This is a genomic window from Paramagnetospirillum sp., from assembly GCF_058402745.1.
Genome location: NZ_JBZVFI010000017.1, coordinates 136715 through 160207, shown reverse-complemented (window position 1 = coordinate 160207; position 23493 = coordinate 136715). Strand labels below are relative to the sequence as shown.

Annotated in this window: 30 protein-coding genes; 8 read left to right on the top strand and 22 right to left on the bottom strand. The window is 61.7% G+C overall.

Features of this window, described 5'->3' with window-relative positions; all coding sequences use genetic code 11:
• Nucleotides 1-220: 220 nt before the first annotated feature.
• The 17 genes from ACV4UZ_RS15005 to ACV4UZ_RS14925 all read right to left on the bottom strand — a co-directional run bounded on the left by ACV4UZ_RS15005 (nucleotide 221) and on the right by ACV4UZ_RS14925 (nucleotide 12505).
• Nucleotides 221-709, bottom strand: coding sequence for a DUF6362 family protein (locus ACV4UZ_RS15005; RefSeq protein ID WP_491601600.1), 489 nt, complete (start codon nucleotides 707-709; stop codon nucleotides 221-223).
• Nucleotides 702-893: a hypothetical protein gene (locus ACV4UZ_RS15000; RefSeq protein ID WP_009868270.1), complete on the bottom strand. Its 192-nt coding sequence runs from the start codon at nucleotides 891-893 to the stop codon at nucleotides 702-704. Before ACV4UZ_RS15000 ends, ACV4UZ_RS15005 begins: the two co-directional genes overlap by 8 nt.
• Nucleotides 890-1357, bottom strand: coding sequence for a crossover junction endodeoxyribonuclease RuvC (locus ACV4UZ_RS14995; protein WP_491601599.1), 468 nt, complete (start codon nucleotides 1355-1357; stop codon nucleotides 890-892). Before ACV4UZ_RS14995 ends, ACV4UZ_RS15000 begins: the two co-directional genes overlap by 4 nt.
• 478 nt (nucleotides 1358-1835) lie before the next feature.
• Entirely contained in the window at nucleotides 1836-3113 is a 1278-nt protein-coding gene (locus ACV4UZ_RS14990) for a Y-family DNA polymerase (RefSeq protein ID WP_491601598.1), read from the bottom strand.
• Between the two features lie 6 nt (nucleotides 3114-3119).
• Entirely contained in the window at nucleotides 3120-3590 is a 471-nt protein-coding gene (locus tag ACV4UZ_RS14985; protein WP_491601597.1) for a LexA family protein, read from the bottom strand.
• 60 nt (nucleotides 3591-3650) lie between these two features.
• Nucleotides 3651-6167, bottom strand: a complete 2517-nt coding sequence (locus tag ACV4UZ_RS14980; RefSeq protein ID WP_491601596.1) for a VapE domain-containing protein — start codon at nucleotides 6165-6167, stop codon at nucleotides 3651-3653.
• Nucleotides 6164-7468 carry an ATP-dependent DNA helicase gene (locus ACV4UZ_RS14975; RefSeq protein ID WP_491601595.1) on the bottom strand — a complete coding sequence of 435 codons (1305 nt, stop codon included), beginning with the start codon at nucleotides 7466-7468 and terminating at the stop codon, nucleotides 6164-6166. Before ACV4UZ_RS14975 ends, ACV4UZ_RS14980 begins: the two co-directional genes overlap by 4 nt.
• The gene (locus tag ACV4UZ_RS14970) at nucleotides 7461-8168 is read right to left on the bottom strand and encodes an NUMOD4 motif-containing HNH endonuclease (protein ID WP_491601594.1); all 708 of its coding nucleotides are present in this window, start codon (nucleotides 8166-8168) and stop codon (nucleotides 7461-7463) included. Before ACV4UZ_RS14970 ends, ACV4UZ_RS14975 begins: the two co-directional genes overlap by 8 nt.
• Nucleotides 8165-8962: a hypothetical protein gene (locus tag ACV4UZ_RS14965; protein ID WP_491601593.1), complete on the bottom strand. Its 798-nt coding sequence runs from the start codon at nucleotides 8960-8962 to the stop codon at nucleotides 8165-8167. Before ACV4UZ_RS14965 ends, ACV4UZ_RS14970 begins: the two co-directional genes overlap by 4 nt.
• Before the next feature lie 10 nt (nucleotides 8963-8972).
• A complete protein-coding gene (locus tag ACV4UZ_RS14960; protein ID WP_491601592.1) occupies nucleotides 8973-9200 on the bottom strand; it encodes a DUF6511 domain-containing protein in 228 nt (75 codons plus the stop codon).
• Nucleotides 9201-9340: 140 nt separating this feature from the next.
• Nucleotides 9341-9568 carry a hypothetical protein gene (locus tag ACV4UZ_RS14955; RefSeq protein WP_009870825.1) on the bottom strand — a complete coding sequence of 76 codons (228 nt, stop codon included), beginning with the start codon at nucleotides 9566-9568 and terminating at the stop codon, nucleotides 9341-9343.
• 37 nt (nucleotides 9569-9605) lie between these two features.
• Entirely contained in the window at nucleotides 9606-10346 is a 741-nt protein-coding gene (locus ACV4UZ_RS14950) for a hypothetical protein (RefSeq protein WP_491601591.1), read from the bottom strand.
• Nucleotides 10347-10365: 19 nt separating this feature from the next.
• A complete protein-coding gene (locus tag ACV4UZ_RS14945) occupies nucleotides 10366-11202 on the bottom strand; it encodes an ATP-binding protein (protein WP_491601590.1) in 837 nt (278 codons plus the stop codon).
• A 98-nt stretch (nucleotides 11203-11300) separates the two neighbouring features.
• Nucleotides 11301-11780 (bottom strand): hypothetical protein, encoded by a 480-nt coding sequence (locus ACV4UZ_RS14940; RefSeq protein ID WP_491601589.1) that lies wholly within the window; start codon nucleotides 11778-11780, stop codon nucleotides 11301-11303.
• Between the two features lie 2 nt (nucleotides 11781-11782).
• Complete coding sequence (locus ACV4UZ_RS14935) at nucleotides 11783-12073, bottom strand: hypothetical protein (protein ID WP_491601588.1); 291 nt, start codon at nucleotides 12071-12073, stop codon at nucleotides 11783-11785.
• On the bottom strand, nucleotides 12070-12285 hold the full coding sequence (locus ACV4UZ_RS14930) for a helix-turn-helix transcriptional regulator (protein ID WP_024078965.1): 216 nt from the start codon (nucleotides 12283-12285) through the stop codon (nucleotides 12070-12072). The genes ACV4UZ_RS14935 and ACV4UZ_RS14930 overlap by 4 nt, the downstream gene beginning before the upstream one ends.
• A complete protein-coding gene (locus tag ACV4UZ_RS14925) occupies nucleotides 12275-12505 on the bottom strand; it encodes a hypothetical protein (RefSeq protein WP_491601587.1) in 231 nt (76 codons plus the stop codon). Before ACV4UZ_RS14925 ends, ACV4UZ_RS14930 begins: the two co-directional genes overlap by 11 nt.
• A gap of 89 nt (nucleotides 12506-12594) precedes the next feature.
• Here ACV4UZ_RS14925 and ACV4UZ_RS14920 point away from each other — a divergent pair, with 89 nt between their 5' ends.
• The 6 genes from ACV4UZ_RS14920 (at nucleotide 12595) to ACV4UZ_RS14895 (ending at nucleotide 16837) form a co-directional block, all read left to right on the top strand.
• Nucleotides 12595-13287 (top strand): S24 family peptidase, encoded by a 693-nt coding sequence (locus tag ACV4UZ_RS14920; protein WP_024078964.1) that lies wholly within the window; start codon nucleotides 12595-12597, stop codon nucleotides 13285-13287.
• A gap of 194 nt (nucleotides 13288-13481) precedes the next feature.
• Complete coding sequence (locus ACV4UZ_RS14915; RefSeq protein WP_491601586.1) at nucleotides 13482-14891, top strand: YcjX family GTP-binding protein; 1410 nt, start codon at nucleotides 13482-13484, stop codon at nucleotides 14889-14891.
• The gene (locus tag ACV4UZ_RS14910; RefSeq protein ID WP_491601585.1) at nucleotides 14888-15844 is read left to right on the top strand and encodes a TIGR01620 family protein; all 957 of its coding nucleotides are present in this window, start codon (nucleotides 14888-14890) and stop codon (nucleotides 15842-15844) included. The genes ACV4UZ_RS14915 and ACV4UZ_RS14910 overlap by 4 nt, the downstream gene beginning before the upstream one ends.
• Before the next feature lie 13 nt (nucleotides 15845-15857).
• Entirely contained in the window at nucleotides 15858-16397 is a 540-nt protein-coding gene (locus ACV4UZ_RS14905) for a phospholipase D family nuclease (protein WP_491601584.1), read from the top strand.
• Nucleotides 16394-16621 (top strand): hypothetical protein, encoded by a 228-nt coding sequence (locus tag ACV4UZ_RS14900; RefSeq protein WP_491601583.1) that lies wholly within the window; start codon nucleotides 16394-16396, stop codon nucleotides 16619-16621. The genes ACV4UZ_RS14905 and ACV4UZ_RS14900 overlap by 4 nt, the downstream gene beginning before the upstream one ends.
• A gap of 9 nt (nucleotides 16622-16630) precedes the next feature.
• Nucleotides 16631-16837: a DUF6961 family protein gene (locus ACV4UZ_RS14895; RefSeq protein ID WP_491601582.1), complete on the top strand. Its 207-nt coding sequence runs from the start codon at nucleotides 16631-16633 to the stop codon at nucleotides 16835-16837.
• Here the strand turns inward: ACV4UZ_RS14895 and recD2 are convergent.
• From recD2 to ACV4UZ_RS14870, 5 genes are read right to left on the bottom strand one after another with little or no spacing between them, the layout of a single operon-like run.
• The gene (gene recD2, locus ACV4UZ_RS14890) at nucleotides 16834-19011 is read right to left on the bottom strand and encodes an SF1B family DNA helicase RecD2 (RefSeq protein ID WP_491601581.1); all 2178 of its coding nucleotides are present in this window, start codon (nucleotides 19009-19011) and stop codon (nucleotides 16834-16836) included. The genes ACV4UZ_RS14895 and recD2 overlap by 4 nt on opposite strands.
• Nucleotides 18981-19421 (bottom strand): DUF3991 domain-containing protein, encoded by a 441-nt coding sequence (locus tag ACV4UZ_RS14885; RefSeq protein ID WP_491601580.1) that lies wholly within the window; start codon nucleotides 19419-19421, stop codon nucleotides 18981-18983. The genes recD2 and ACV4UZ_RS14885 overlap by 31 nt, the downstream gene beginning before the upstream one ends.
• Complete coding sequence (locus tag ACV4UZ_RS14880; RefSeq protein ID WP_491601579.1) at nucleotides 19333-21546, bottom strand: LPD7 domain-containing protein; 2214 nt, start codon at nucleotides 21544-21546, stop codon at nucleotides 19333-19335. The genes ACV4UZ_RS14885 and ACV4UZ_RS14880 overlap by 89 nt, the downstream gene beginning before the upstream one ends.
• Nucleotides 21543-21848 carry a MobC family plasmid mobilization relaxosome protein gene (locus tag ACV4UZ_RS14875; protein ID WP_491601578.1) on the bottom strand — a complete coding sequence of 102 codons (306 nt, stop codon included), beginning with the start codon at nucleotides 21846-21848 and terminating at the stop codon, nucleotides 21543-21545. Before ACV4UZ_RS14875 ends, ACV4UZ_RS14880 begins: the two co-directional genes overlap by 4 nt.
• Before the next feature lie 32 nt (nucleotides 21849-21880).
• Nucleotides 21881-22216: a DUF7673 family protein gene (locus ACV4UZ_RS14870; RefSeq protein ID WP_491601577.1), complete on the bottom strand. Its 336-nt coding sequence runs from the start codon at nucleotides 22214-22216 to the stop codon at nucleotides 21881-21883.
• A 307-nt stretch (nucleotides 22217-22523) separates the two neighbouring features.
• Between ACV4UZ_RS14870 and ACV4UZ_RS14865 the strand changes: the two genes are divergently transcribed.
• Nucleotides 22524-22868 (top strand): hypothetical protein, encoded by a 345-nt coding sequence (locus tag ACV4UZ_RS14865; RefSeq protein ID WP_491601576.1) that lies wholly within the window; start codon nucleotides 22524-22526, stop codon nucleotides 22866-22868.
• Between the two features lie 190 nt (nucleotides 22869-23058).
• Nucleotides 23059-23493: an HAD domain-containing protein gene (locus ACV4UZ_RS14860; protein WP_491601575.1), complete on the top strand. Its 435-nt coding sequence runs from the start codon at nucleotides 23059-23061 to the stop codon at nucleotides 23491-23493.

Sequence of the window (23493 nt, the reverse complement as noted above, 5' to 3'; positions counted from 1 at the left end):
ATGGCCTTGCGCGCCTCGTGGGGTGGAAACTGGAAACCCAAGTGGAAACCCAGAATTTTCGGCTGTCGCTAGCGAAATCGGGCGCTGATGCCCCCCGCATAGGGGAAGGTGCCGGGGAGGAACCAATTCTCCACGGTACGGAGTTCTATTCTTTCGCCCGCTTCGGGCGGCGGATCATTTAGTGATCGTCGCCGCCCGTTCCGCGAGCCTGGACTTACATCTATCCCAAACTGGCCATCACTGTCCCGCCCTGCGATGTATCGATACACTTTTCGCTTTCCTCCGCCGCCTTGGTGCGGGCGATCAGATCGACCTTGGAGATGTGACGAGGGATGCGCTTGCCGTTCAGCTTCCAGGCAATGACGCACAGCGCGAACAGCCAATGCCGGTGAGCGGTCGCCCGCGTCTTGCCGACCTGCCAGCAGATCACCTTCCATGGCGCGTTGGTGGCCCGCAGCCAGATGATCTTGGCGTCGGTGGGATCGAGGTGGCGCAACCAGGGCAAGGCTTCGTCCATGCGGGTGATGGCGGCTGCGGAAGGTGGCGGACGGCGCAGCTTCACCTCGGTGGATTCCAAGCATTCCTGCACATAGGGTGGCCAGGTGCTGGCGTGCCCCTGGATTCTGGTTTCGGGAAGTCGGCGCAGGGTGTCGGCGGCTTCGGCAAGGCGGTCTTCGACCAGGGAAGGCGTCCAATGGATCTCAGCCATAGGACACCTCCGGGCGCGGACCATACAGCTTGGCGCCCAACTGGCGGATCAGTTCCCGCTCGGGCCAGGACAGGCGCTGGTCGTCTTCGGCAATGACCAGGACGCCACGTTCCTGCCAGCCATCCCGTTTGACCTGCTCAGGATCACGGCGGGTGCCACCGAAGCCGGGAGGATGCCAGTTCATCGCACACCTCCTTCGGTGTCGATGGCCCAGGACAGGATGGCCAGGGCGTCGGCCTCGTTGTCGTCCTCGGGATTGAAGCCGCGCGCCTGCATGGCGGCGATCACCGCATCCTTACCGGCATTGCCCTTGCCGGTGGCGTGGCGCTTGATGGTGCCGACCGGAACGCCCTGATAAGGGATGTGCTTGAGTTCGCACCAAGCGGTGAGATGGGCCAGGAAGCCGCCATAGATGTGGGCGGCGTCGGTGCCGGCGTGGCGGCGTACTTCTTCGAAATAGACCGTGCCGATGCCCTTGGCACCGGCTTCGAGGTGGTCCAGCCAGGATCGGAAGCGCAGGAAGCGTATTCCTCCGCCCTCGAATCGGCCGGGGCGGAACTCCATGGTGCCGGAGACAATGACACCGTCGGCAAGGCGCATGGCCCAGCCGGCGGTCGTGCCCAGATCAAGGGCGAGGATGGTGGTCATGGTGAAGGCTCACAAGATCGGTGGGCCTTCGGCTTTGGTCGAGGGGGAGTCTATGAAAAGGGGGAATCGGCGGCAAGAAAATTCGTGGCGAAATGGGTCGGCGCGTGGAATGGCATCAAGGGGCCTTGCCCGTCCCACCTCCTGCATACCCCGTCCCACCTGGGAAACGAGGTGAGACGTGATATATCTAGTTGGAATAATTGATTAATTCACCTCTCGTGAGTGGGTTCGTCCTACCTCCCTACCTATTTCTGAAACCCTCTCCAGGGAAAATAAAATTTACAACACTATGGTTGTTGTGGTGAGTTATAGCGCAGCTAATATGGTAAATTTTTCTTTTCCCCCATAAGGATTTTGAAAAAGGTAGGACAGGTAGGACGGTAGGACGAAGCCAGTGTTTCTGCGGCTTTCAGGCGTCCTACCTTCAAACAGAGGTGGGACGAGGTAGGACGGACACTCCCGTTCTGAAGATCATCCATCACGCCTTCGCCACCGGGAGGTCGTCCCACTTGGTGGTGTAGCTCGGCGTTCGATTTCCGCAATGCATCCGCCACGGCGCATCCTTCGGCGCAAGGCCGTACCCGACCGAACCGCTACCGAGCCGACTGTTGATGCCGTCCACCGCTGCCATCAACGCCCTCGGCTTCACCCCGGCTTCTGGCGGTGGCGAGAACAGATCGCGCGGAACATCTTCGGGGCGGACAAGATCCAGCAGAATGACCCCGGCCTTCTTGTACTCGTATCCATCCCGCCATGCCGATTCCAGCCCCCGCAGAGCGGTTCGGATAATGTGTGGAGTGGATGATGTCGGCGGCGACAACCGGGCCATGGAGGTCAGCGAGAACTGCGGTTGATCGGGTCGGAATCGGTCTGTGTAGGCGAAGACCTGAAGCGCGCCCGCCACCAAGCCCTCGGCCCTGATTTTTTCTGCCGCTCTGCTGGCAAAGAGCGTGACGGCATCTCTGACGTGACCGCGTTCGGACACGGTTTCGCCAAAAGATCGAGAGCAGCAGGTCGTGTGTTTGTCCGATGGCATGGTGTCCAGGGTGTGGACTGCCGTTCCACGAAGCTCCATCGTGGTCCGCAGCCCAACCGCACCCATGGTCTTTCGGATCCAGCCATCTTCGGCCTGGATGAGATCAAAGGCGGTGCGGATTCCTTTGACCCCACAATGGCCGGCATACTGGCGCCCGATTCCCCAGACATCGGCTACCGGTGTTCGCTTCAGTGCAGCCGCCACCCATTCGGGATGGCCGACCAGATCGAGAGCACCATTTGTCTTGGGCGACTTCTTGGCCAGTCGGTTGGCGAGTTTGGCGATGGTCTTGGTGGTGCCGATACCGACCGACACCGGAATACCGGTCCAGCGTCGCACGGTGGCGCGGATCTGCTGACACCACGCTGTCAAATCGTCCACTGGCATGCCCGCGAGATCGAGGAAGCATTCGTCGATGGAATAGACCTCGGCGCCGGGGGCGAATGTCGCCAGAACCGACATGACCCGCTCGGACATGTCGCCGTAGAGCGCATAGTTGGAGGACAGCATCACCAAGCCGTGGCTCTCGACCAAGTGGCGCAACTTGAATGCCGGCTCGCCCATGGGCACGCCGATGGCCTTCGCCTCGGCCGACCGGGCAACTGCACAACCGTCGTTGTTGGACAAAACGATGACCGGCTTGCCCTCAAGGGCCGGGTTGAACACCCGCTCGCATGAGACGTAGAAGTTGTTGCAATCCACCAGGGCGTAGACCGCCATGGCCCATCACCGCTTGGTCAGCGCAGACACAGCGAAGGTGACGACGCCCCATATCTGGACGCCGTCATCCGGGTCAACGGGGAAGCTCGGGTAATCGGGGTTGGCCGATGCCAACTCCCAGCCATCCTCGGTCTTCCGCAAGGTTTTCACAGTCAGACCGCCATCCAGAGTCGCCACGACGATATCGCCATCGTGGGGTTGGACCGATCGGTCGACCACCAGCAAGTCGCCACTCTGGATGCCAGCGCCGGTCATGCTGTCGCCATCGGCCTTACAAAAGAAGGTTGCGGCAGGGCGCTTGACCATCAACTCATGGAGATCGAGTTTGCCCTCAAGGTGGTCGTCGGCCGGTGACGGGAAGCCCGCAGCCACCAGGGCGGAATAGATCGGTGCCGTGGCCTCGGATGGCGCGAAGCCACGGCTCGAAGCCTGACAGGTGCCGGGAGGCAGCGGCATATCTGGGCGGAATGCGAACATGACAGGAACATAGCCTGCCTGGCTTGGTCATTCAAGTTGGCCGATAACAGGGCTGGCCGTTTATGCCCGCTCCACCTTGCGGTATCTCCACTCTCGCCGGTTGGTTCCATTCCGGTATCGCTCCCAGCCACGGGTCTTGAGATACGCACCGACGCGCATTTGGTCGCTCTTCGTCCATTTGGCCGGCTCGATGCCGATGGCATTCTGCAAAACCTCGCCGATGGACAGGTCTGTCAGCGGTTCGGATCGGGCAACCTCGACGTCACGCCAATTGTCGTAGGCGCCATAGCCTTGGTTGACCCGCTCCTTGTCGTAGACCAGCCAGCGGTCGATCAGGCCGTCCCAGGCGTCGCCCTGGTACCGTTCTTCCTGTGCGTCTTCGGCCATGCGCTTGGTTTCTTCGTCTTCGATCCACCATTCGACACCGTTGGCGTACCAGACCATGGCCTCGGCCCAAAGCTGGTCGCGGTCGCGGCGGAGAGCGGCGATGCCGATCTTGCCGCACCGGACGGGCCAGAAGCGGCGGTTGCCAGTTTCATCGCGCAGGTAGGTGTCGGGATTGACGGTGCCCGCGAATACGCACTGGCGCGGCACGTCGATGACGTAGCGTTCATAGGGGGGCCGGTATCGGTCGACCGACCGGGACAGGAAGGATTTGATCCTGGAGGTTTCGGCGCGGCCGATGGCGTCGAGTTCTGCGATCTCGATGATCCACACGCCGCGCGTTTGCTGGGCGGCATCCTTGCTGCCGATCTCGGCCAGCTCGTCGGTGAACCAGTCCGCTCTGGCCAGGGTCCTCAGTGCGGTGGACTTCTTAGCCCCCTGGGGGCCTTCGAGGATCAACACCTGATCGGCCTTGGCCCCAGGGTCCATGACGCGGGCCACCGCCGACAGCACCCACAGCGAGCCGAAAGCACGGGACAGACGGGTGTCGGCGGCCCCGAGATAGGTAATGGCCCAGGCTTCCAGACGGGGCACGCCATCCCATTTCAGGTTGGAGAGGTATTCCCGCACTGGATGGATGCGGATATCGCGGGCGATGGCGCCGATGGTGCGGGCCACCACTTGCGAGGAAACGTTGATGTCGCGGCGCTGGAGCCATTCGGCGCAACGGATGTCGTCGGCCTCGCACCACGGACGGGGAATGGTGGCCTTGTGTGGATCGTCCCAGGGCAGCAGTCGGTTGACGACGATCTCTTGGCGGAATTCGTCGAAGATCAGTGCCCCGGAGAAGGCTTCGTCATTCGACAGGGCGGTGATGACGTTGGCCTCGTTGCGCTCGGGCGTGCCGTCGGGGCTGGTGCGGATCTGAGCGAACCAGGCCGGGCGGGTGGACTGCGTGCTGTCGCTGCGGCGCAATTCACTGCGCAGTGTCGCAAGATGCTTCTCTGTGGTGGCGATCGGGATACGGGCCGTCGCCTTGATGGCCACCAGCACCTCGCGTTCATGAGCAGGTTCGAGTTTGGCGCGGGCAAGCTGCCCCAGCACCTGGCTGAATACGTCCATGTCGGGCGGAAAGGTCAGCTTCAGCGCGGCAGCCCGCAGATCATTGAAGCAGGTGGGGATCTGCGGCTCCACGATTGACGGCAGCTTGTTATAATGTGCAGCCACCGCGCCCTTCCCGAGGTCGTCGTTGAAATCATCCCCGTGCAGGGGAGAGACGATGGTGGACGGGATATCGGCCAGATTGAGACGGTCGGCCAGGGCGGCGGCAGCCTGCTGACCGGCGTCACCGGCATCGGCGAAGATGGTGACGCGGCGGGTGCCCTCGGGCCATTGCCACTGACGCAGACCTCCCGCCGACAGTGCCGCCCAGGTGGGGATGCCGAAGATGGCCCAGGCCGACAGGGCGGTCTCGATGCCCTCGGCGATTCCGAGGTGGCCATCGGCGGGTATGGGGGCGAGGCGCACGCTGCCGCTGTCGATTGCCCCCAACATCTTCTTGCCCGGTGGCGCCTTGCCGCTGCCGTCGTCGAGCAGGAAGGTGCGGTGGATGCCGCCGACGGGGTTGCCGGCACCGTCACGGACGATCCCCACCAGCCCCGGCCAGCCGCGCCGTCCATCGAAGTCGGGAAGGTCGTCGTGGTACAGCAGATCGGGCGACCGCGGATCGCCGATGCCACGCCCCTTCAGATAGGTCTCGCCGATGGTGCCGACCAGCGGTTGGACACCGCCGAGGATGCGGGCGATTTCCAGGTCATGTGTCGGCTTGGGCGTCATGGCTCGCTGTGGGGCGGGCAGATCCATCCGCGCCAGCCGGGCGGCTTCCTCGAACAGATCGCGGTCGGCGAGACCGGTGGCGTGGTGGATCAGGTCGATGGGCCCAGCGCTCTCGCCGGTGGCATGGTCGAAGCCCCAACCTGCATGGTGGCCACCAAGATGGATAATGCACGAGCCCTCCTTGCGTGGCGAACGCCCCGACAGATCGGCACAGCGCAACGTCCGGCGATCCGGGGACAGCCGACCTTGGGGAAACAGGCCGGGCAGCCAGTCCGGTGCCGTGGCGGCCAGGCGACCACGAATTTCGGGCAGGTCAAAACGGGCAGGCGGTTGCCAGACGTCGTTGAGGTCGATCATGCGAGTATCACCAGCCCCCTTTCTGCACGAGTAATGGCGGTGTACAGCCAGCGGCGGCGATCCTGCTCGGTGCGGCCCAGACCGTCGTCCCAGACGACGACGTTCTCCCAACTGGATCCCTGGGCCTTGTGACAGGTGATGGCCCAGCCGAAGGTGGCCTCGGTCAGCATGCGCTTATTCTTCCAATCGCGGTCGTGGCGATGGGCATCGAGAGCGACATGGTCCTCGAAGTGGCCCTTATAGATAAGGAGACGGCCGGGCTTGCCGTTGGTCCCCGGATGCCCGACCGGCTTGCCGTCCTCGTCGATGCCCACCGCCGAGAAATACAGGCTGCCCTCGTCGACGATGTCGGAGAGCGACACGAACATGCCGTTGATCAGGCCGAGATCGTTCTGGTTCTTAAGGCAGATGATTTTCTCGTCGGGGCCGGTGGGCAGGTACGATCCACCGAACCCGGCGGCGCGGCGGAGCGCGTTGTTCAACTGGAACCGGGTGGCGTTACGGCCGCAGATGACCTGTCCGCCGCGCAATGCCTGCGGCGGGGTGACGTCGGCCATGGGCATTTTCCAGGCATGGTCGTCGTACTGGCCGAAGCCGATGGGACGGCCCTCACGCGCCATCGTTGCCAGCCGGATAATAGCGCTTTCGGCGGCTTGGCGGTGGATCTCGGTCAGCATGACGTCTGGGGCGTCCTTGGTGAAGGCGCCTTCGCCCTTGATCGGCGGCAACTGGCCGGGATCGCCCAGCACCAGGATGGGGCGACCGAAGCTCATCAGGTCGCGGGCCATCTCCTCGCCGACCATGGACACCTCGTCCAACACGATCAGTTTGGCCTCGGCGGCCGCGCTGGCGGGGTTGAGGGAGAATCGTGGCTTCTTCATGTCGCGCACCGCTTGTCGCATGGCTTCGATGGCCGCTTCCGCCGTGGTCCGCTCGAACCCGCCGAGAGTGCGGGCCTTGATCTCGGCCTCGGCGATGCGCTTCTGGGCTTCCTCGACCTCTTCTTCTGTCGCCTCGATGACGCTGTAGATCAGGCTGTGGATGGTCCGCGCCGGAGTTCCCTTGCGCCGCAGCACCAGAGCGGCCTTGCCGGTGAAGGTGGCGGTGACCACACCGGGACGATCCTCGGCATGGGGGCTGAGGCCCAGATCGTCGAGGGCGAATTTCAGCACGGTGGACTTGCCGACCCCAGCCCATCCCCAAACACGAAAAACCTGCTGCTGACTGCTCCGGTGTTTGAACCAATCTTTGATTTCCGCTATCGCCCGAATTTGGATATCGGAGGGCGTCACGTCAGCCATGGGCCACCTCCAACTCTCGGTCGGAGTGGCGATCGTTTGCGATCATGTCCTCGTTAAAACGGCAGTTGATCAGCGGCTCAACGTCGTTCAAGTCGATGAGGAGCGGCTCGGCAGGCACGAGTTGGACATGTGCCCAAATACGGCCTTTTGCGATGGCATAGATGGTTTCTTTCTTTACACCATAGAGCCGGGCAATGCATGAGCCGCAAAGCCCGAGCGCCAAGTATCGTTTGATCTGGATGACATTGGCGGCATTAAGGACGGCTGCTGGATTATTTTCGCCTCTCTGTGCTCCGACTTGGCTGACCTCGCCGGGAGTCTTTCGATTGAGTTTGGCATCGGCGACATTCTGGCGATGATCTCCCCACTGCAGATTGGAAGGCACATTATTCGTGGGTACGTCATCGCCATGGAGCACATACGCACCATCGAAAGGAGGGGGGCCAATGAAGGCCGCCGCGACCAAGCGATGCACCCACTGTTTCCTGGGTTTTCCAACGTCGGGGGTGATGATGACGTAGAGATGGCCACTGTAAGATTGACCTGGGCGCAGCAATGAACCGGCGCGTCGACCTCGTACAGTAACACAACGGCGGACGCGACCGTGGTCGCTGATCTCGTATGAAGAATGGCCGGGCACCGGACGCCACAATTCACCCTCGATCACATGGTCACCATAAAATGGAAGACGGCGGGTCATCTCGTCCCTCCCCAGCAACGGTCCTGCCAGGAACAGGCCCCGTGCCAGCCGCCGGCCGTCTTGCCGCCACGGCAAACCACCGAGGTCCGTTCGGCACTCGCACGGGGCAGCATCTCCTGGGCGTCGCTGGCCTGGACCACCTGGAGGGCACGGTCGCTCATGGTCTGGGCCAGGGCGGCGTCAAACGGTACCAGTTCGCAGTGGATTTCCCAGGTATCCCGGTTGAGCGCGGTGAACAGTGCCGGGGTCGGCAGATCCATATAGGCCTGATAGAGGGCAAGCTGGGCGGCATAGACCGGCTTCGACAGCACCACGCCGCGTTTCACCACGTCTTTCCAGGAAGAAACGCCCAGCGCCTTGTTCTCCCACAGGGCGGGATAGGCCATGGCCACCGGCCCGCCGATCAGGCAGCCGTCGATATGGCCCTTGAAGCGGCCGTTCAGCACCGAGAAGCCGAACTGTCGCCCGTCGCGGCGCTCGGTGCGCAGATCGAACCCGGCGGCCCGCAGCCAAGCCGCTACCACGTCCTCGCCCCGATGACCGGCCTCGAAGATACGAAGCGTCTTTGGCTCGAAATCCCGGCCGTAGTCCTTCGGGATGGCGAGATAGTCGTACTGGATCTGGCGCAGGCATTCGCGGCCGATGCCAGACGTGCTGACGTACTGACGAGCAACCTGAGAGCGGTTGCGGACCACCAAGGCGGCATCGATGGCGGCGTTGACCGCCACGGTAATGCCGGGATCGCGGTCGGGCTTTTGGTACTGGAAGCCGGATCCATGATTCAGGTCGAGCATGATCTGCCCCCTAAAATGGGATTTCGTCGTCGAACGGGGTGCCTGAGCGTTCCTTCACACCAGCCTGTCGCTGCATGGACTCGACGTAGCCGGTGACAGCGGCTTCGATCAGGCGGTCGATATCCTCTGCGGTGCGGTGGTAGAACGGCTCCATCAGGGCCAGCGCCGTCAGTGCCTCGGCGAAGGTACGGCGGGCATCCTTGATGGCCTGGGTTTCTCGGGCGGTCTTGTCGATCATGCCGTTCTGTCTCCCTGCGATCTCGGCACCGGCCTTTTGGCAGGTGGCCGAGCAGAAGCGATGAAATGGGTAAAGGTCGTGGCGCAGGCGATGGACATAGCCAAAGCCCTTGGCCTCGCGACCGCAGATGGCGCAAAGACTCAGCCCAGCAAGAGCAGGGTCAGCTCCGGGTGCTGATCGGGCTCCGCCTTGATCCGTTGCGAGGCCAGCACGATGAAGCTGCCTATGGCGTTGGACGCCATGGCCTCCAACTCCCACATGGCCAGCGCCCTTATGGGCTGGTGCAGTTTTCCTCGGGCTTCGAGCCATTCGCCGATCGCCTTCGCCGCTTGGCGCGTCGTATGCGCCTGCCATTCATCATCGGTCATGGTGGGGCCGCCCGCCCGAGGACGAGCGGCATCTCCCTCAGCCATTGAGCCAAGCCGGGCCGTTGGCCGCCGGCTGCGGTGAAGCCTGCGGCGGGGCCGCTGCCGGGGGCTGCTGAGACCACGCCGCTCCCCCCTGCTGTTGGGGCCCCTGGGCCGGGGCTGCCTCGGTGGCCCAGGCAGGGGAATTGCCTCCGGCGGCGGTCTTGGTCGGCTTGCGCGGCTTGGCGTTGATGGGTTCCGGTTCCACCGTTTCGCCCTTCATGATCGGGGCGTATTGCTGGTCCCCAGGTAGCACCACATTGGCCAGCCGATTCTGGTCGTGATACTTGTCCGGATCACTGGCCGGCTCGACCATGATGCGGGCGACAAAGGTGATCCCGTCCAACTGCTTCAACCCCAGCAAGACCCGCTTGGCCTTGGCGGCATCGCTCATATCCTTGGGGTCGAGGCCAAGGGCCGAATCGACCATGGCGCGGAACGATGCCTTGGAGATATTCCAGGCGATGGACTGGCCCTTGTCGTCCAGCTTGCCGCCGGCCACGGTGAAGTTCTGCCAGAACTTGCGGCGCACGCACGGCCCCTCGACCACGGTGAATTCGCAGTCCAGCATCTTGGCGTCGCTCTCGGCGGCGGCTTTCAGCAGCCCGGCATCCATCGGCACCGAGCCATTGACCCCACCGGGGCGGATGGTCATGCGGACCTTGGCGAAGGTGCCGTCCGGGATCAGTTCACCCGCGGGCATCCGCTGGGCCTGGGCGTCGTTGAAATCGTAGGACATGGTGATGTGTTCCTTTCAATCAGACGGGGATACGGTTGATCTTGGACAGCAAGGCGCCGAGGTCCGGCGGTTCGGTCACATCGAGTCGACCGGAGCGATCCTTGGCGGGCAGGCCATAGGGATTGCCCGAGCGGCAAACGAGGCGGCGCTCGGCGGCCTTCTCGTTCAGTTCCCAGTTGCCGTCGGCGTCGTGGGAAAACAGGTGCATGGAGATGACCTGATCGACGATGCCGGGCAGTTCGCGCCCCGCCTTCGATCCCTCCATCTGCGGCTGCCAAGTGGTGGCGTTGAACTCATCGGTGACCTTCTCCAGCACACCAACGAAGATCACCGTCTTGCCCGGCGCGTGCTGCAGGTGCTTCAGCGCCTGGATTACCTCGCGCCCCAGCAGGCCATAGGCGCCACGGATATCGGGCTTGCCGGTGCGGTCGGAAAAGGCTTCCGGCTGCTGCTTGGCGAAGGCCATGGCCTGGCGAGTGAGGTCGGTGATGGAATCGACGAAGATCACCGGCATGGAGGCGAGGAATTCCTCGACGCCCGATCCGGCATAGAGTGAACGCACATGCTGGTGATGCTGGGCGCTGTAATAGGCGTTGGGATCGGCCGCCGGATCGGGGCCACCGATCAGCACCACCAAGTCCCGGAAGTCGCCGAAGCTGCGCACCGGGATGCTGGCGCCGGACCAGTCCTGGACCGACTTCATGCCCGCCTCCAAGTCGAGGCAGACGGTGTGGGCGGGCGGCAGGGTCTTCAGCAGCGAGGTTTTGCCGACTCCAGGTGGGCCGAAAATGGCCACCGAGGTCTTGTTGCCGGCGGACGACAGGCGCTCGTCGGCGGTGATGATGCGAACGGCCATGGGATCATGTCTCCTTGATGTCGGGGGCGGCGGGGCGTTGACCGGGCGCCGAAGGGATGCCGGCCCGCCCTTGCGGAACGGGCAGCCCCGCCGCTGTCTCAGGGGGTGTTGGGCTTCAGCGTGAAGGTCGGCTTGCCGGTCTTGACCGTGCGGGCCGCCTCGAAGGCGGTACGGATGTGGGCGGGCCAAGCGCCGTATTTGCGCTCCGGCACCTTGAAGGCGGTCTCGATGTATTCGCTCGGATCATCGCCGCTGGCGCGGATGCGCTCGACGATGGCGGTCAGCATCGACTGGTCCCACTCCACCTTCTTGGGCAGATCAACCACCACGGTGATGTCGCCGTCATCGAACCGCACCGTGCCGGTATCCTTGCCCTCACGGCTGCGCAGTTCGGTGGCGAGGTTTGCGTAGCGGCGGGTCAGCACGCCGTCGAGCCAGTCCTTCTGCATCTTGGCGAGACGCACGGTCTGCTCGGCCTCTTCCTGCAGCAGGGCCAGAATGTCCGCTGGCAGGCTGGCGGCCTCACCCAGCGGCAGGTGGATCATGTCGGCGAGGCTGGGACGATTGGGGATGGTCATAATCAGTTCCTCCGGGGCTTGTCGCCGCTCGCCTTGATGGCGATGTAGGCGATGCGGTCTTCGGCGATGCGGCGCTGCACGAGCAGCAGGCAACCGTCTTTGGCCTGCGCCATGGCGTGGTCGGCGATACGGTCGAGTTCGGAACGAGCGGATCCGTGCAAAGCCGATGGACCAGGTGCCCGATCAACGGCCAGGAGCCCCTCGTGATACGAGATGCGGTCTCCAGGCTGGGCTTGATTAATCCAGGCAAGAAAGCTGCGTTCGCTCAAAACGGGCAGGGTAAGGGGCGTCATGATGCGACCCGCGTTTCGCCGGTCCGCTCGCGCATATGATCGGCCTCGTAGGCGACCACATCGTCCAAGCGATAGACCACCTTGCCCTCCAGCTTCAGAAAGCGGGGGCCTTTGCCGCGCCAGCGCCACTTCTCCAGCGTGCGGGGGCTCAAGCCCCACCGGCGGGAAAGCTGGACCTGATTGATGTGTGAGATAGGACGATCAGTCGTCATTCTTCCTATTCCCTGCCGTTCGCGGGACGGTCGTTTCGATCGTCCGAATGAAGGTCATCACCTTGTCGGCGGTCGCCAATGTCGGTGAGCGGCCGCGTCGCATGCCGAGCACAAACGATGGATCGCCAACGGCTTGGCGCCCAAACTCGGTGGGTTTGAAGCCGCTATTGGCGAGGAAAGCCTCGACGGTGGCGCGGAACTGTTCGCTTAATGTGCTCATGATAGGAAATATAAAATCCGCATGCGCCTCTTGCGTCAAACGGAAAAGATTGTTAATTTCCTACATAGCCGAATCAATGGGATACCAGCATGGACCTCGACCCTGTCCGCCTCCGCCTTCTCCAGCTCGTGCAAGAGCAGAAGACCGATCTGAAAAATCTCTCGCTGGCAATCGGGCGCAATGCCGCCTATCTGCACCAGTTCGTGTTTCGGGGAACGCCGAAAATCCTGGCTGAGGACGTCCGCCAAGCGCTGGCGGAACATTTGGCCGTCGAAGAGGACGAACTACGTCACTCGCAGATCCCGACGCGCAAGCCACGATCACCGAACCAGCGGGACGATGTGGGTCTGGCTCTCCCGGATGGGTTCCTGCCGGTTTCCGAGATTGATGTTCGTGCTTCAGCAGGGTACGGCGCCGTGCATGACGGCTTGGAAGAAACCAAGGCGACCTGGTTATTTCCCGATGCGGTGGTTCGCTATGAATTTCGCGCTCAGCCAAGTGACCTTCGCATGATCACCATCACCGGCGATTCCATGGAACCGCTCCTGTCCAGTGGGGATCGCATCCTCATCGACACCAGTCAGAAGGTGCCGGTGCCGCCGGGAATCTTTGTTATCTGGGACGGTATGGGGTTGGTGACCAAGCGGATCGAGCACATCCCTCACTCAGATCCACCGACAGTGGTCATCCGGTCAATCAACCCGGAGTACCAGACCTACGAGCGTACCGCCGACGAGGTCAACATCATCGGTCGCGTCATCTGGGCGGCGAAGCAGTTTTAAGCCAGCCGAAATTTCAGGAGGGTCATGGTGCCAAGCGCAATCATCCGGGGAAGTAACAGATGCCGCCACGAGGTGGATTTTGGGGATGCCCCCGTTCGTGTCGAGATCCATTCCAGCGAGGAAATCGTCGAGATCTTCGTCGAAGCCGATCATGAGACGAGTCCTCAGGGCAAACGACGCTTTGGGGAAATTGGATGAATAAGAACTATGGCAAGGATGCTATCACGAGCATCGTGGATAGCGTGGAGCATGCCATGGGCCGCCGTGCTGATATCGCGGTTACCGGGTTGCGGCGAGCGGGAAAAACGGTCTTTGTCGCATCTTTGATCCGTAACCTGTTGGCCAGAAGCCGAAACCCAGATGCGCTGCCAGGGTTTCGCCCGGAGATCATCGGGGTCAAAGAGGAACCGGCAGGTATCGCTGATTTGCCCCCATTTCAAACTGAAAAATACTTCCGGGATTTGCAGGCTGATCCGCCGCGCTGGCCGAAATCCACAGACTCGATCTCACGTACCGAGCTGAAAATTCGCTACAAGCGCGCGAGAAGCATTACAAACCCATTGGGCAAGGACGGCATCCTGACGCTAGGCATCATCGATTACCCAGGGGAATGGCTGAATGACGTCCAACTGCTCCACCTGAGTTTCGAGGAATGGTCGCGCCAAACGCTATCGCGGTTGCGGACCGGGGCAATTTCAATCGTCGCCACCGATTTCCTGGGCTTCCTGTCAACCGCCAACGGCAACAGTCGAGCCGACATTGACCTGATCTCCCGGCGAGGCCATGAGCTTTACAAGGACGCATTGTTCAAGATGCGCGATGAGCTCGGCTTGTCATTTCTGCAGCCTGGGCGGTTCATCATGCCCGACGGCGGAGGCGACAAGCCACTCCTGTGGTTCTTTCCAATGGAGCCCCCGCCTGAGGCTGACAAATCCGGTAAGGACACGTTATGGGCCACCCTCGCGCAGCGCTACAAGGCTTACTGCGACAAGATTGTTACCGGCTTCCTTCGTGAAACCTTCGACCGATGCAATCAGCAGGTCGTTCTCGTCGATTTGCTGACCGCCCTCAACGGTGGCCAGGTTGTTTTTGACGATGCCTGCGAGGCCATTGGTACGGCCCTTGATGCGCTGGGGTTGGGAAGATCTCGGTGGTGGAAGTTGCTTCGCATGCAGCACCGCAAGTTCGATCGGGTGCTCTTCGCTGTCACGAAAGCGGATCATGTGCCGCAAAGTCAGCGCCATGCTCTTGAACGATTGCTTGAGAATATCATCGGTGACCGCATCTCACGCGATCTCACTGACGGTTCTCGCGTGCAATCGATGGCCTTGGCATCCGTATTGTGCACCAAGGATGACAAGGTGTTGGTGGATGTTGGTGAGGTTGATGTCGTGGTTGGAAAACCCATCGACAGCGACAAGGGCCTGAAAATCTATCCTGGCGTCATTCCCAGCGATCGTCCGCGTCCCGATTATTGGTCGCGCACTGCCATCCGTTATCCAATTTTTAGTCCACCTAGACTTGATGCAGGAGCCTTCGGCGGCATCCCCAACATTAATCTGGACCGGGCAATCGATTTCATCCTTAAGGACATCCTGAAATGACGGATCCGTTCGCCATTCCTACCGAATGCGAGCCACTTGCCCCTTCCTTGCAGCCTCGCGACGCTTTCACCGTAGAAGCGGAGGAGATGTCGCGGATTGTTATTGAAACCACACCACTACCGGTTACGGAGGTCCTCTCGCCCTCTCAGCGTAAGGTGGGGATCGCTCTAGGCCTTTTTGCCCTCGGCTTGGTCGGATTGGCTGGCCTTTCGGTTGGCGAATGGCTGCTCGATCTCGCTGACCGGCATTGGGCGTTAGCTGCAGCCGGCGGGCTCTTCGTCGGCGCTACCGTGTTGGGCGCCTTGGTCTGGATCGGGCGTGAGATGGTTGCTCAGGGGCGCCTGCAAAATGTTGATGAACTTCGTGTTCGGGCCACAAGGATCAAGGATCCACGTGAGACGCTGAAATTGTTGAAGGACGTCACAGATGCGCTGGCGACGTCTAACGATCCAGCAAAGTGGCATGAGGCATCAAAGAGTGGCGATGCAGTTGGCCTGATCACTCAGTTCAATCGACAGGTGCTTGAGCCGCTGGATCAGCAGGCATCCCTGCTTGTGAAGCGGGCCGCTGCCGATACAGCCATGCTGGTAGCCATGAGTCCGACCACACTCACAGATTCTGCAGTCTTTCTCGCTCGATCAGCGTCTCTGATCCGCGGAATTGCATCCGTCTACGGACATCGGCCAGGAAAGCTGACAACCATTGCCCTGATGCGCCGTCTGATGCGCGAAGTTGGCGTGGTTGCTGCCACAGATGTCTTGGGCGATGCTTTTACGACGGCGGCTGGCGAGATGGTCGGGAAGGCTCTGGGAAAGGTGACGGTCGCTGCTGGCGAGGGCATTATCGCTGGACAGCGAATGGCACGCATTGGCTTTCTGGCCATGAGCGTATGCCGCCCCTTGCCATTTCCAGAAGGCCAGCGTCCTAAGCTGTCTGACCTTCTTCGCAGTTGATCCAGGGACTCTCATGTTGAAAATATTCACTGCCCCCCTTCTTGTCCTCTTCCTAGCGTTCGGCACAGCTTATGCCAGCGATATTCGCGTATGCTTCACCCCCGGTGAGGATTGCACCGGCGTGATCGTGGATCAAATCGCCGCTGCCAAGCGGGAAGTCTTGGTTCAGGCGTACAGCTTCACCAATCCCGATATCGTCAAGGCGCTGGTTGCCGCTAAGAAGCGGGGCGTCGACGTCAGGGCCATCCTCGACAAATCGAATTTCTGCCGGGCTGAAAAGGCGGCATGTGAAAACAAGGGACAGATTGCAGCCGACACCTTGGCCATCGCCAAAGTGCCGGTGACGGTCGACCGCGAACACGCCATCGCGCACAACAAGATCATGGTGATTGACCGGGAACGCGTCATCACCGGCAGTTTCAACTTCAGCCGTGCCGCCCAGGAAAAGAACGCCGAGAATCTGTTGGTAATCACCGACGCCGCCCAGGCGCAGCGATATACCCGGAACTGGCAATTTCATGCCGAGCATTCCGAACGGTATGCCGGACGATGAGCATGCTCTGCGTTTTGAAATGGCTGGGGACGGCTGCTGGCATCCTGGGGGCGCTTCTTGTCGCCGCCAATATCCCTTCAAGTGGGTGGGGATTCGTCTTGTTTCTGGTGTCGTCGCTGTCATGGTCGGCCGCTGGCCTTCTGATGCGTGAACCATCGCTGGTGGCCTTGAATGTGACGTTCGTCGCCATCAATATCCTGGGGATCGTGAGATGGCTGCTGTGAGTTCCGCCCATGCCGGTTTCTGACCCCGATATCTGGCGGGCAGCAAAGCTGCTGATCGAGCGCCATGGTGACGAGGCGCCAGTGCACGCCGCCATGCGCTGCGATGATCTGATGGCGGCTGGTGATACGGAAGGCTGGGCGGTCTGGCGGCACATCTGCAATGCCATCGACGAACTTCTCCGCCCAATCCCGAACGAGGGAGAGAGCCGACATTAATCTCTGGTCTCCGCGGCAAAGGCGGCAAGGCGCTCTCCCAGCTTCGACCAGCGCTTTCTGTCTTTGACGCCCCGCACGGCCATGCCGACAGCCTTGCGCTGTCCGACAAGGATGACTAGGCGTTTGCCCCTGGTGATCCCGGTATAGAGCAGGTTCCGCTCCAGCATCATGTAATGCTGGGTCATGATCGGGATGACGACGCAGGGGTACTCGGACCCTTGGGACTTGTGGATGGTGGTGGCGTAGCACAGCGACACCTCATCCAACTCCCCGAAGCTGTAGCTGGCCTGTCGCTCGTCGAAGTTGATGACGATCTCGTTGGCGTCGACATCGATGGAGATCACGAAGCCGATATCGCCGTTGAAGACCTCCTTGTCGTAATCATTCTCCGTTTGCATCACCTTGTCGCCGACGCGATAGGTGTAGCCGAACCGCTCTACCGCCGCTTCACCGTGCTGCCCTGGATTTAGGGCTTTCTGAAGTTCAACGTTGAGCGAACGAGCGCCAACACCGCCCCGCTGCATGGGACATAGAACCTGGATATCCCGGATGGCATCCATCCCAAATCGGCGAGGAACACGCTTGCTTACGACCTCGATGATCTTGGGAACAGCATCCTCAGGCTCTGCGGCATCAACGAAATAGAAGTCGGTCAGCCCGTCCTGCGGCGGAGCCAGTTCCGGCATTTGCCCCTTGTTGACCTTATGAGCGTTGATGATGATCTTGCTGCTGGCGGCTTGGCGGAAGATTTCAGTCAACTTGGCGACGGATACGACGCCTGAACTGATTATATCAGCAAGAACCTGACCAGGGCCGACCGAGGGAAGTTGGTCCACGTCCCCGACAATCATGATGGCCGCATGGCCGGGTACGGACTTCAGCAGCGACGCCATCAGCGGCACATCGACCATGGACGTCTCGTCGATCACCAGCAGGTCGCATTCCAGGGGCATCTCCTCCGACCGCTTGAAGCCCCCGCTGGTCGGGTCGAACTCCAGAAGACGGTGGATGGTCTTTGCCTCCAAGCCGGTACTCTCGGACAGCCGCTTGGCCGCCCTGCCTGTGGGGCCAGCCAACGCAACGTCTCCTCCCTTGGCGGCCAGGATCCGGAGAATGGAATTCACCAAGGTGGTCTTGCCGACGCCGGGACCGCCGGTGATGACCATCACCTTCGAGGACAGGGCCACTCCGACGGCGGCTCGCTGGCTGTCGGCCAGGGTCACGCCCAGCTTGGCTTCAACCCAAGGAATGGCCTTGTCCGGATCGATGGTCGGCCATGGCGGGGCCCCGATGGCCAGGGCCTTGAGTCGGGTGGCGATAGCCTGCTCTGCGTGCCAGAGGTTGGGCAGGAAGATGCAGTGCCGGTCGCCGATGGTGTCGTTGGTGATGTTGCCCGCTCGAAGCTCAAGATCGAGCGCCTCGGTCAGCAGGGGCTGGGGTATCTCCAGCAGTTGCTCTGCCAGGGTCAGCAAATCATCTTCGGGCAGGGCACAGTGGCCATTCCCGACGGCCTCCATCAGGGCATAGGACAGTCCCGCTCTGGCGCGGATCATGGAGGTCTTCTCGATGCCCAGTTTCTCGGCGATCAGGTCGGCGGTTCTGAATCCGATGCCCCGGATGTCGCGAGCAAGACGGTACGGATTCTCGCTGACCAGTGGGACAGCCTCACTTCCGTAGGTTTTATAGATGCGAACCGCCCGTGCCGTGCTGACGCCGTTGGACTGCAGGAACAGCATGATCTCGCGAATGGCCTTCTGCTCGGCCCACCCTGCGACGATGCGCTTTGCCCTGACCGGGCCGATGCCATCGACCTCACGCAATTTATCCGGTGACTGCTCGATGACATCGAACACTGCATCGCCGAATGCCTTCACCAGCTTCTTGCCGTAGACCGGGCCAATGCCCTTGATCATCCCCGACCCGAGATACCGCTCGATCCCGTCCAGGGAAGTCGGGGGCGTCACCTTGAGGAAGGTGGCCTTGAATTGCAGGCCATGATCCCGGTGGTTGTCCCAGCGGCCGCTGGCGTGAACATATTCACCGGGTTGCACCGTGGCGGCGGATCCAGTCAACGTCACCAAGTCGCGCTGTCCTCTGGCCTTGATGCGCAGGACGCAGAAACCCGTCTCCGGGCTATGGAACGTTACGCGTCCCCGGCTTCGTTTGGATCGCACGCCGAGACAATCACTGCACCGTCAGGCATCGCTCCGATGATGGCCTCCAGGTCTTCGTCACGGGAACCACTGCGAATGACCGCGTAGCGGGTGGCAGCCTGGTCCTGTGGGGACAGCATTTCCCAGTGGCTCATCGCGTCGATTGGCGATTCCGTGAACACCAGCCTGGTATCGACCGATGAGGCATTGGACATCCAAATGCCGACCGCCCCGGAATAGTGCTTGAATGAGTCCTTTGATCTCTGGGGCGGCCGGTTCCTGCGCTCGGTGCCGATAATCGCCCCAGAGCCGTCCCGATAAGGAAAGACAGCGTTCTGTCGCTCATCCACGCGGAAGGTTCCGGCGAAGCGATTGCTGGCCAGAGTGGCGGGGTCGAGACCACGGCTCCGCTCCAGGAAGATGCTGCGCATGGTGATGTTGGCGCTCTCCCAATCTGCGACGGCCTTCATGGCGTCCGCCGGTGCCGGCGCCGGCTTCGGCTGAGGCGCGTAAAACTGGATATCGACCTTCGGCCTCTCTGCCGCCTCGCCAATCCATGGCCGCAGTTGCTTCCGGATTTCGCCCAGATTCCCCCCCCACACGCCAACCAAGGAGATCGACGACGGTTCCGGCCTGCCCGCAATTCGATGAGTAAACCCAATGCCCTGCCTTGGAGGCGCCGATAATCAACTTGGTGCCATCCGCGTGGCGCATGACACGATGATTCCGATCCCCAGCCTTCCGGTCTTCAGCAAAGCCGAGGGTGGCCGCCACGGCGCATAAATCGATCTCCGCTTTGAACCGCTCAACCTCCTGAGCCTGATCTTGGCGTTGACGAAGGACGCGCGTCACTCCTGGACGAGCAGCCGCGCCAAGCCGTCGCATGCTTTGGTCAAGCCGTCCAACCGCGTGGTCATTTGCTCGAAGTGCAAGGTCAAACTGGCGATCTGCTCGATCATCCCCTCTTCGCGCCGCTGCGCCTGGGCCTCGATCTGCTCCAGTGACCGAAGCAATTCGCGCTCCATCGGGGTCAGGCCTGCCATCATCGCTCTCCTTCATGATTGATCGCTCCCGTTCGACTTGGCTCTGCAAGTCTGGATTCCCAACGTCCAGGCCCGCGCGAACCGCCATGGCCACGGCCAGGCGCTGGAATTCAGGCGTGCCGTTGATCCTAATCCGCTCCCAGCCTTTGGCCTGGGCTTCGGCGATCATCAGTCGGATGGTCAGCTCGCTGGCATGTGTGGCAGCGATCCGGTCGCCGTGATCCGTGACCGCTGATCCATCGGCAAGACGGACCGTGCGGCTATCGCGGTCGATCCAGCGCAGTGCCATCAGCAAGTCATCTGGCAGCGTAGCGCCGAAGATCAGAACGAACAGCTTGGCCTTGTATCGGCGTCGAGCAACATCGCGCGGCTCATCCGGCTCGATTTCGCCCTGGCCGACTGGTCGGAATGGCTTCGCCTTGGGCCATGCTGCCGGCGGCCGATGGCCAAGTGACTTTGCATGGAGCGACGGCGGCGCATCCTGATCGATCAGATGCTCTAATGGCGGCGGCGTCTCCGGCCCGGTCGTGGCTTCTGGCGGCTCCCATTCCGGACCGCCATAACGCAGGCGATGAAACCGCGCACGTCGCTCACGGAGTTCCGCCAGGCGTTCCTCGCACGCGGGGAGAAACAATCGTGGTGGAGCTTCGACAGGAGACGTTGGTGCGATGGCCTCTGGCGACGTGAAGGCTTCCGAAAACAGCCGGCCGCGAAGACGGACCTTGATGCCCGCGTCATTCACCAAGGTGATGTAATCCCTGCCGGCTCGGGTCACGGCAATGCCACCCGCCTTCAACTGGGCGATCAGGTCTTCTCGGCGGCTGATCTCGCCGGCAGCAAATCCGTCCTCGACCCATTCCCCAATCTTCTCGACGAGAGGCTTTTTGCCTTCCTTTCCCAGCCTTGCGGCTTCGGCTGCCACCTTTTGCACCCAGTTCGGAGTCTTGGTCAGCCGCGCCCGGGCTGGGTCTTCTGGATCGGCCCAGCCATAGCGTGCATTGAAGACATCCCGGAAGGCATCAAACAGCTTGATGCTCTCACGGCCTGGTGGGTGCGGATTGATCGACCGAAGCTTGCCATCACCAGCAAGGATTGCCCTCGGCATGCAATAATTCAGCTCGAGGCGGCCCGTGTGCGTATGGGTGGTCCAGAAGGTCGGCGGCCGATGTTCCTCGGCAATGCCGGCATAGGCCGTGGCCTCGAACTCTCGGATGACCTCCGCCACTTGGCGCCGCAGCTCGTCATCGCCGGCATTGAAGGCCGTCACATCGACGTCACCCTGCTCAAACGACAAGACACCCGATGAATACCGGCATTGAAAAGGAACGGCCCGGATAGCTTGGCGCATCAGAACCTCGTCACCCTTCAGCACCTCCGGCGGCGGGATACGCTGAACCCGCTCCCGCCCACCTTCTGGGCGGGGCTTCCAGACAGTCGGGGCAGCCATGTAATCGGTGACCATGATGCCTTCGGGATCTTTTGCTCCGGTATGGTTCGACCACATCACCATCATGATGATGGCTCCCCCTGGTCGAGGCCATATTCGCTGCGGAGCGCCCGCTCCAGGCGCAACAGAGCGACGATCACCTGCCGGGCTTCGGCGGCGGATTTATGGACGTTGGCCCAATGGGCAAGTTGGTTGAGGTTGGTGCCGATTCGGCCAAGCTGGTAGGTCCGGAGACGCCAGTCGGTGCGGTTGACCACGGCGAGTTGGTCGCCATGGTCCCGCAACAACTCGGCCATCGACATCCCCGCCGCTTGGGCTTTGGCCCTCAGGTCGAGGTATTGACCACGGGTCACGCGGACCTTGATCACGGGGCCATCTGACAGAAGGCGGGGGCGCGGCATCAGCGTAGCGTCCGCTGCACTTGCTGCTGTTCGAGCGCGGGCTTCAGAAGATGCGGGCGCCAGTCTGCAACCAGCTTTTCGAAGTGTTCGCCGAGGCCGTAGGCTGTGGGGTAGTTGTGTGCCGTGGCAACCAAGCGAGTCACCGAGAGCATGTCGTCGGCGATGGCGCGATCGACACACCACAAGTCGGTGAAATCGAACCCGCCGCAGCTTTCCGCGTTCCACCAGGCGAGCAGAAAATTGGCAACCCGACGAGATTGCCCGGTATCGCTCTGGGCAATCTTCAGCAGGCGGTTCAGCGCGTCAAAAGACTGGGCATCGTCGTCCGTAATCATGATCCCTCTTCTCCCTATCGCCCTGTGGGGGTGAAGGGGGCGGAGCCCCCTTCCAAGGCTTCCCAGGGACCGCGTAAGCGGGCCTTCGGGAGGTGCCTTGCTCACTCAGGTAAGCAGTGGCGAATATTTTATGCAAGCATAATCAATTTCTGACTTTGGCTTCTCTTGGCGTCAGCTTTAATTCGGCCGGCCAAGCCGTGAGTAACAGTTGGCTTCCCTGCCGTATGTTACTCACGGTATTGCAGTGCAATTTACTGTTTCGCCGACATATCGGATATTGACCTTGATGAGGCGATGGAGGCGACCAATGAACAATGATCCAACAACGACGGTTTATCGCGCCGCTCTTGGGCAAGCCTGGGAGCAAAACGACGTGGCCAACGACCCCGACCATGCCCTGCGGCTGATCGGCGAGGTACTCCTGCATGAAGCGGACATTGAGAGCGGGAGCGACATTACAGGGCCGGATCAATGCGCCACACTGCTACGGGCCGCTGCCATGCTGAGCTATGTGGCGGCAATGCGAAGCCCGGTGAATCACGCCATCGCATGGCAAGCAGCGTGTGAAGCGGTCCAAGACCAGGTACGCCATGACGCAGCCTCGGCGGCTGTCTTCGAGGGGCTTGGCAAGCGCTCGCGCTTCAGCCCCTAGCCTTCCCTCAGCCGGCTGCTTATGCGAATATTGGCTTTGCGCGAAATCTGCCGCGCAGGGCTGAGCCGCCACGTGCCCATCATGGGCGGCCCGAGCAGTGACGGGGAGATCACTGCCGACCCGGATGAAACGGTTCCGGGCGCCGGGGGCGGCTCCGTCAAACGCTCGGCTCCAATTTGGAGCCCAAACCATGACCAAGATCATCTTCCTAGACGTCGATGGCGTCATTTTGCCGCTGCGGGCCGAGCAGTTCGACCGGGCTGGCATCGAGCAGATCAATGCCCTCGCCCACCAGGCTAGCGCTGAGATCGTCGTCTCATCATCGTGGCGTCGCCATATTGGGCCGGCGGAAACAATTGATGCGCTGGTCGCGGCTGGGCTGGCAAAGCCACTTTGCTGCCTGCCGGAATCTTCGGAGTTCTCGACCAAGGCCGAGGACGTGGCGACCTGGCTCCTTGGCCGCACCGATGTCCAAGCATGGGTCCTGCTGGACGATGACCCGGCAGTCTGCCGAGCCGTCAAGGCGCTGAAGGATCACCGGGGGCTGGTGGTTGAGATTGGTGCTGGCGGCTTCGGTCTGGGTGCTTTCAAAAGAGTGCTCCGCCATCTCAAACGGGAGACATGA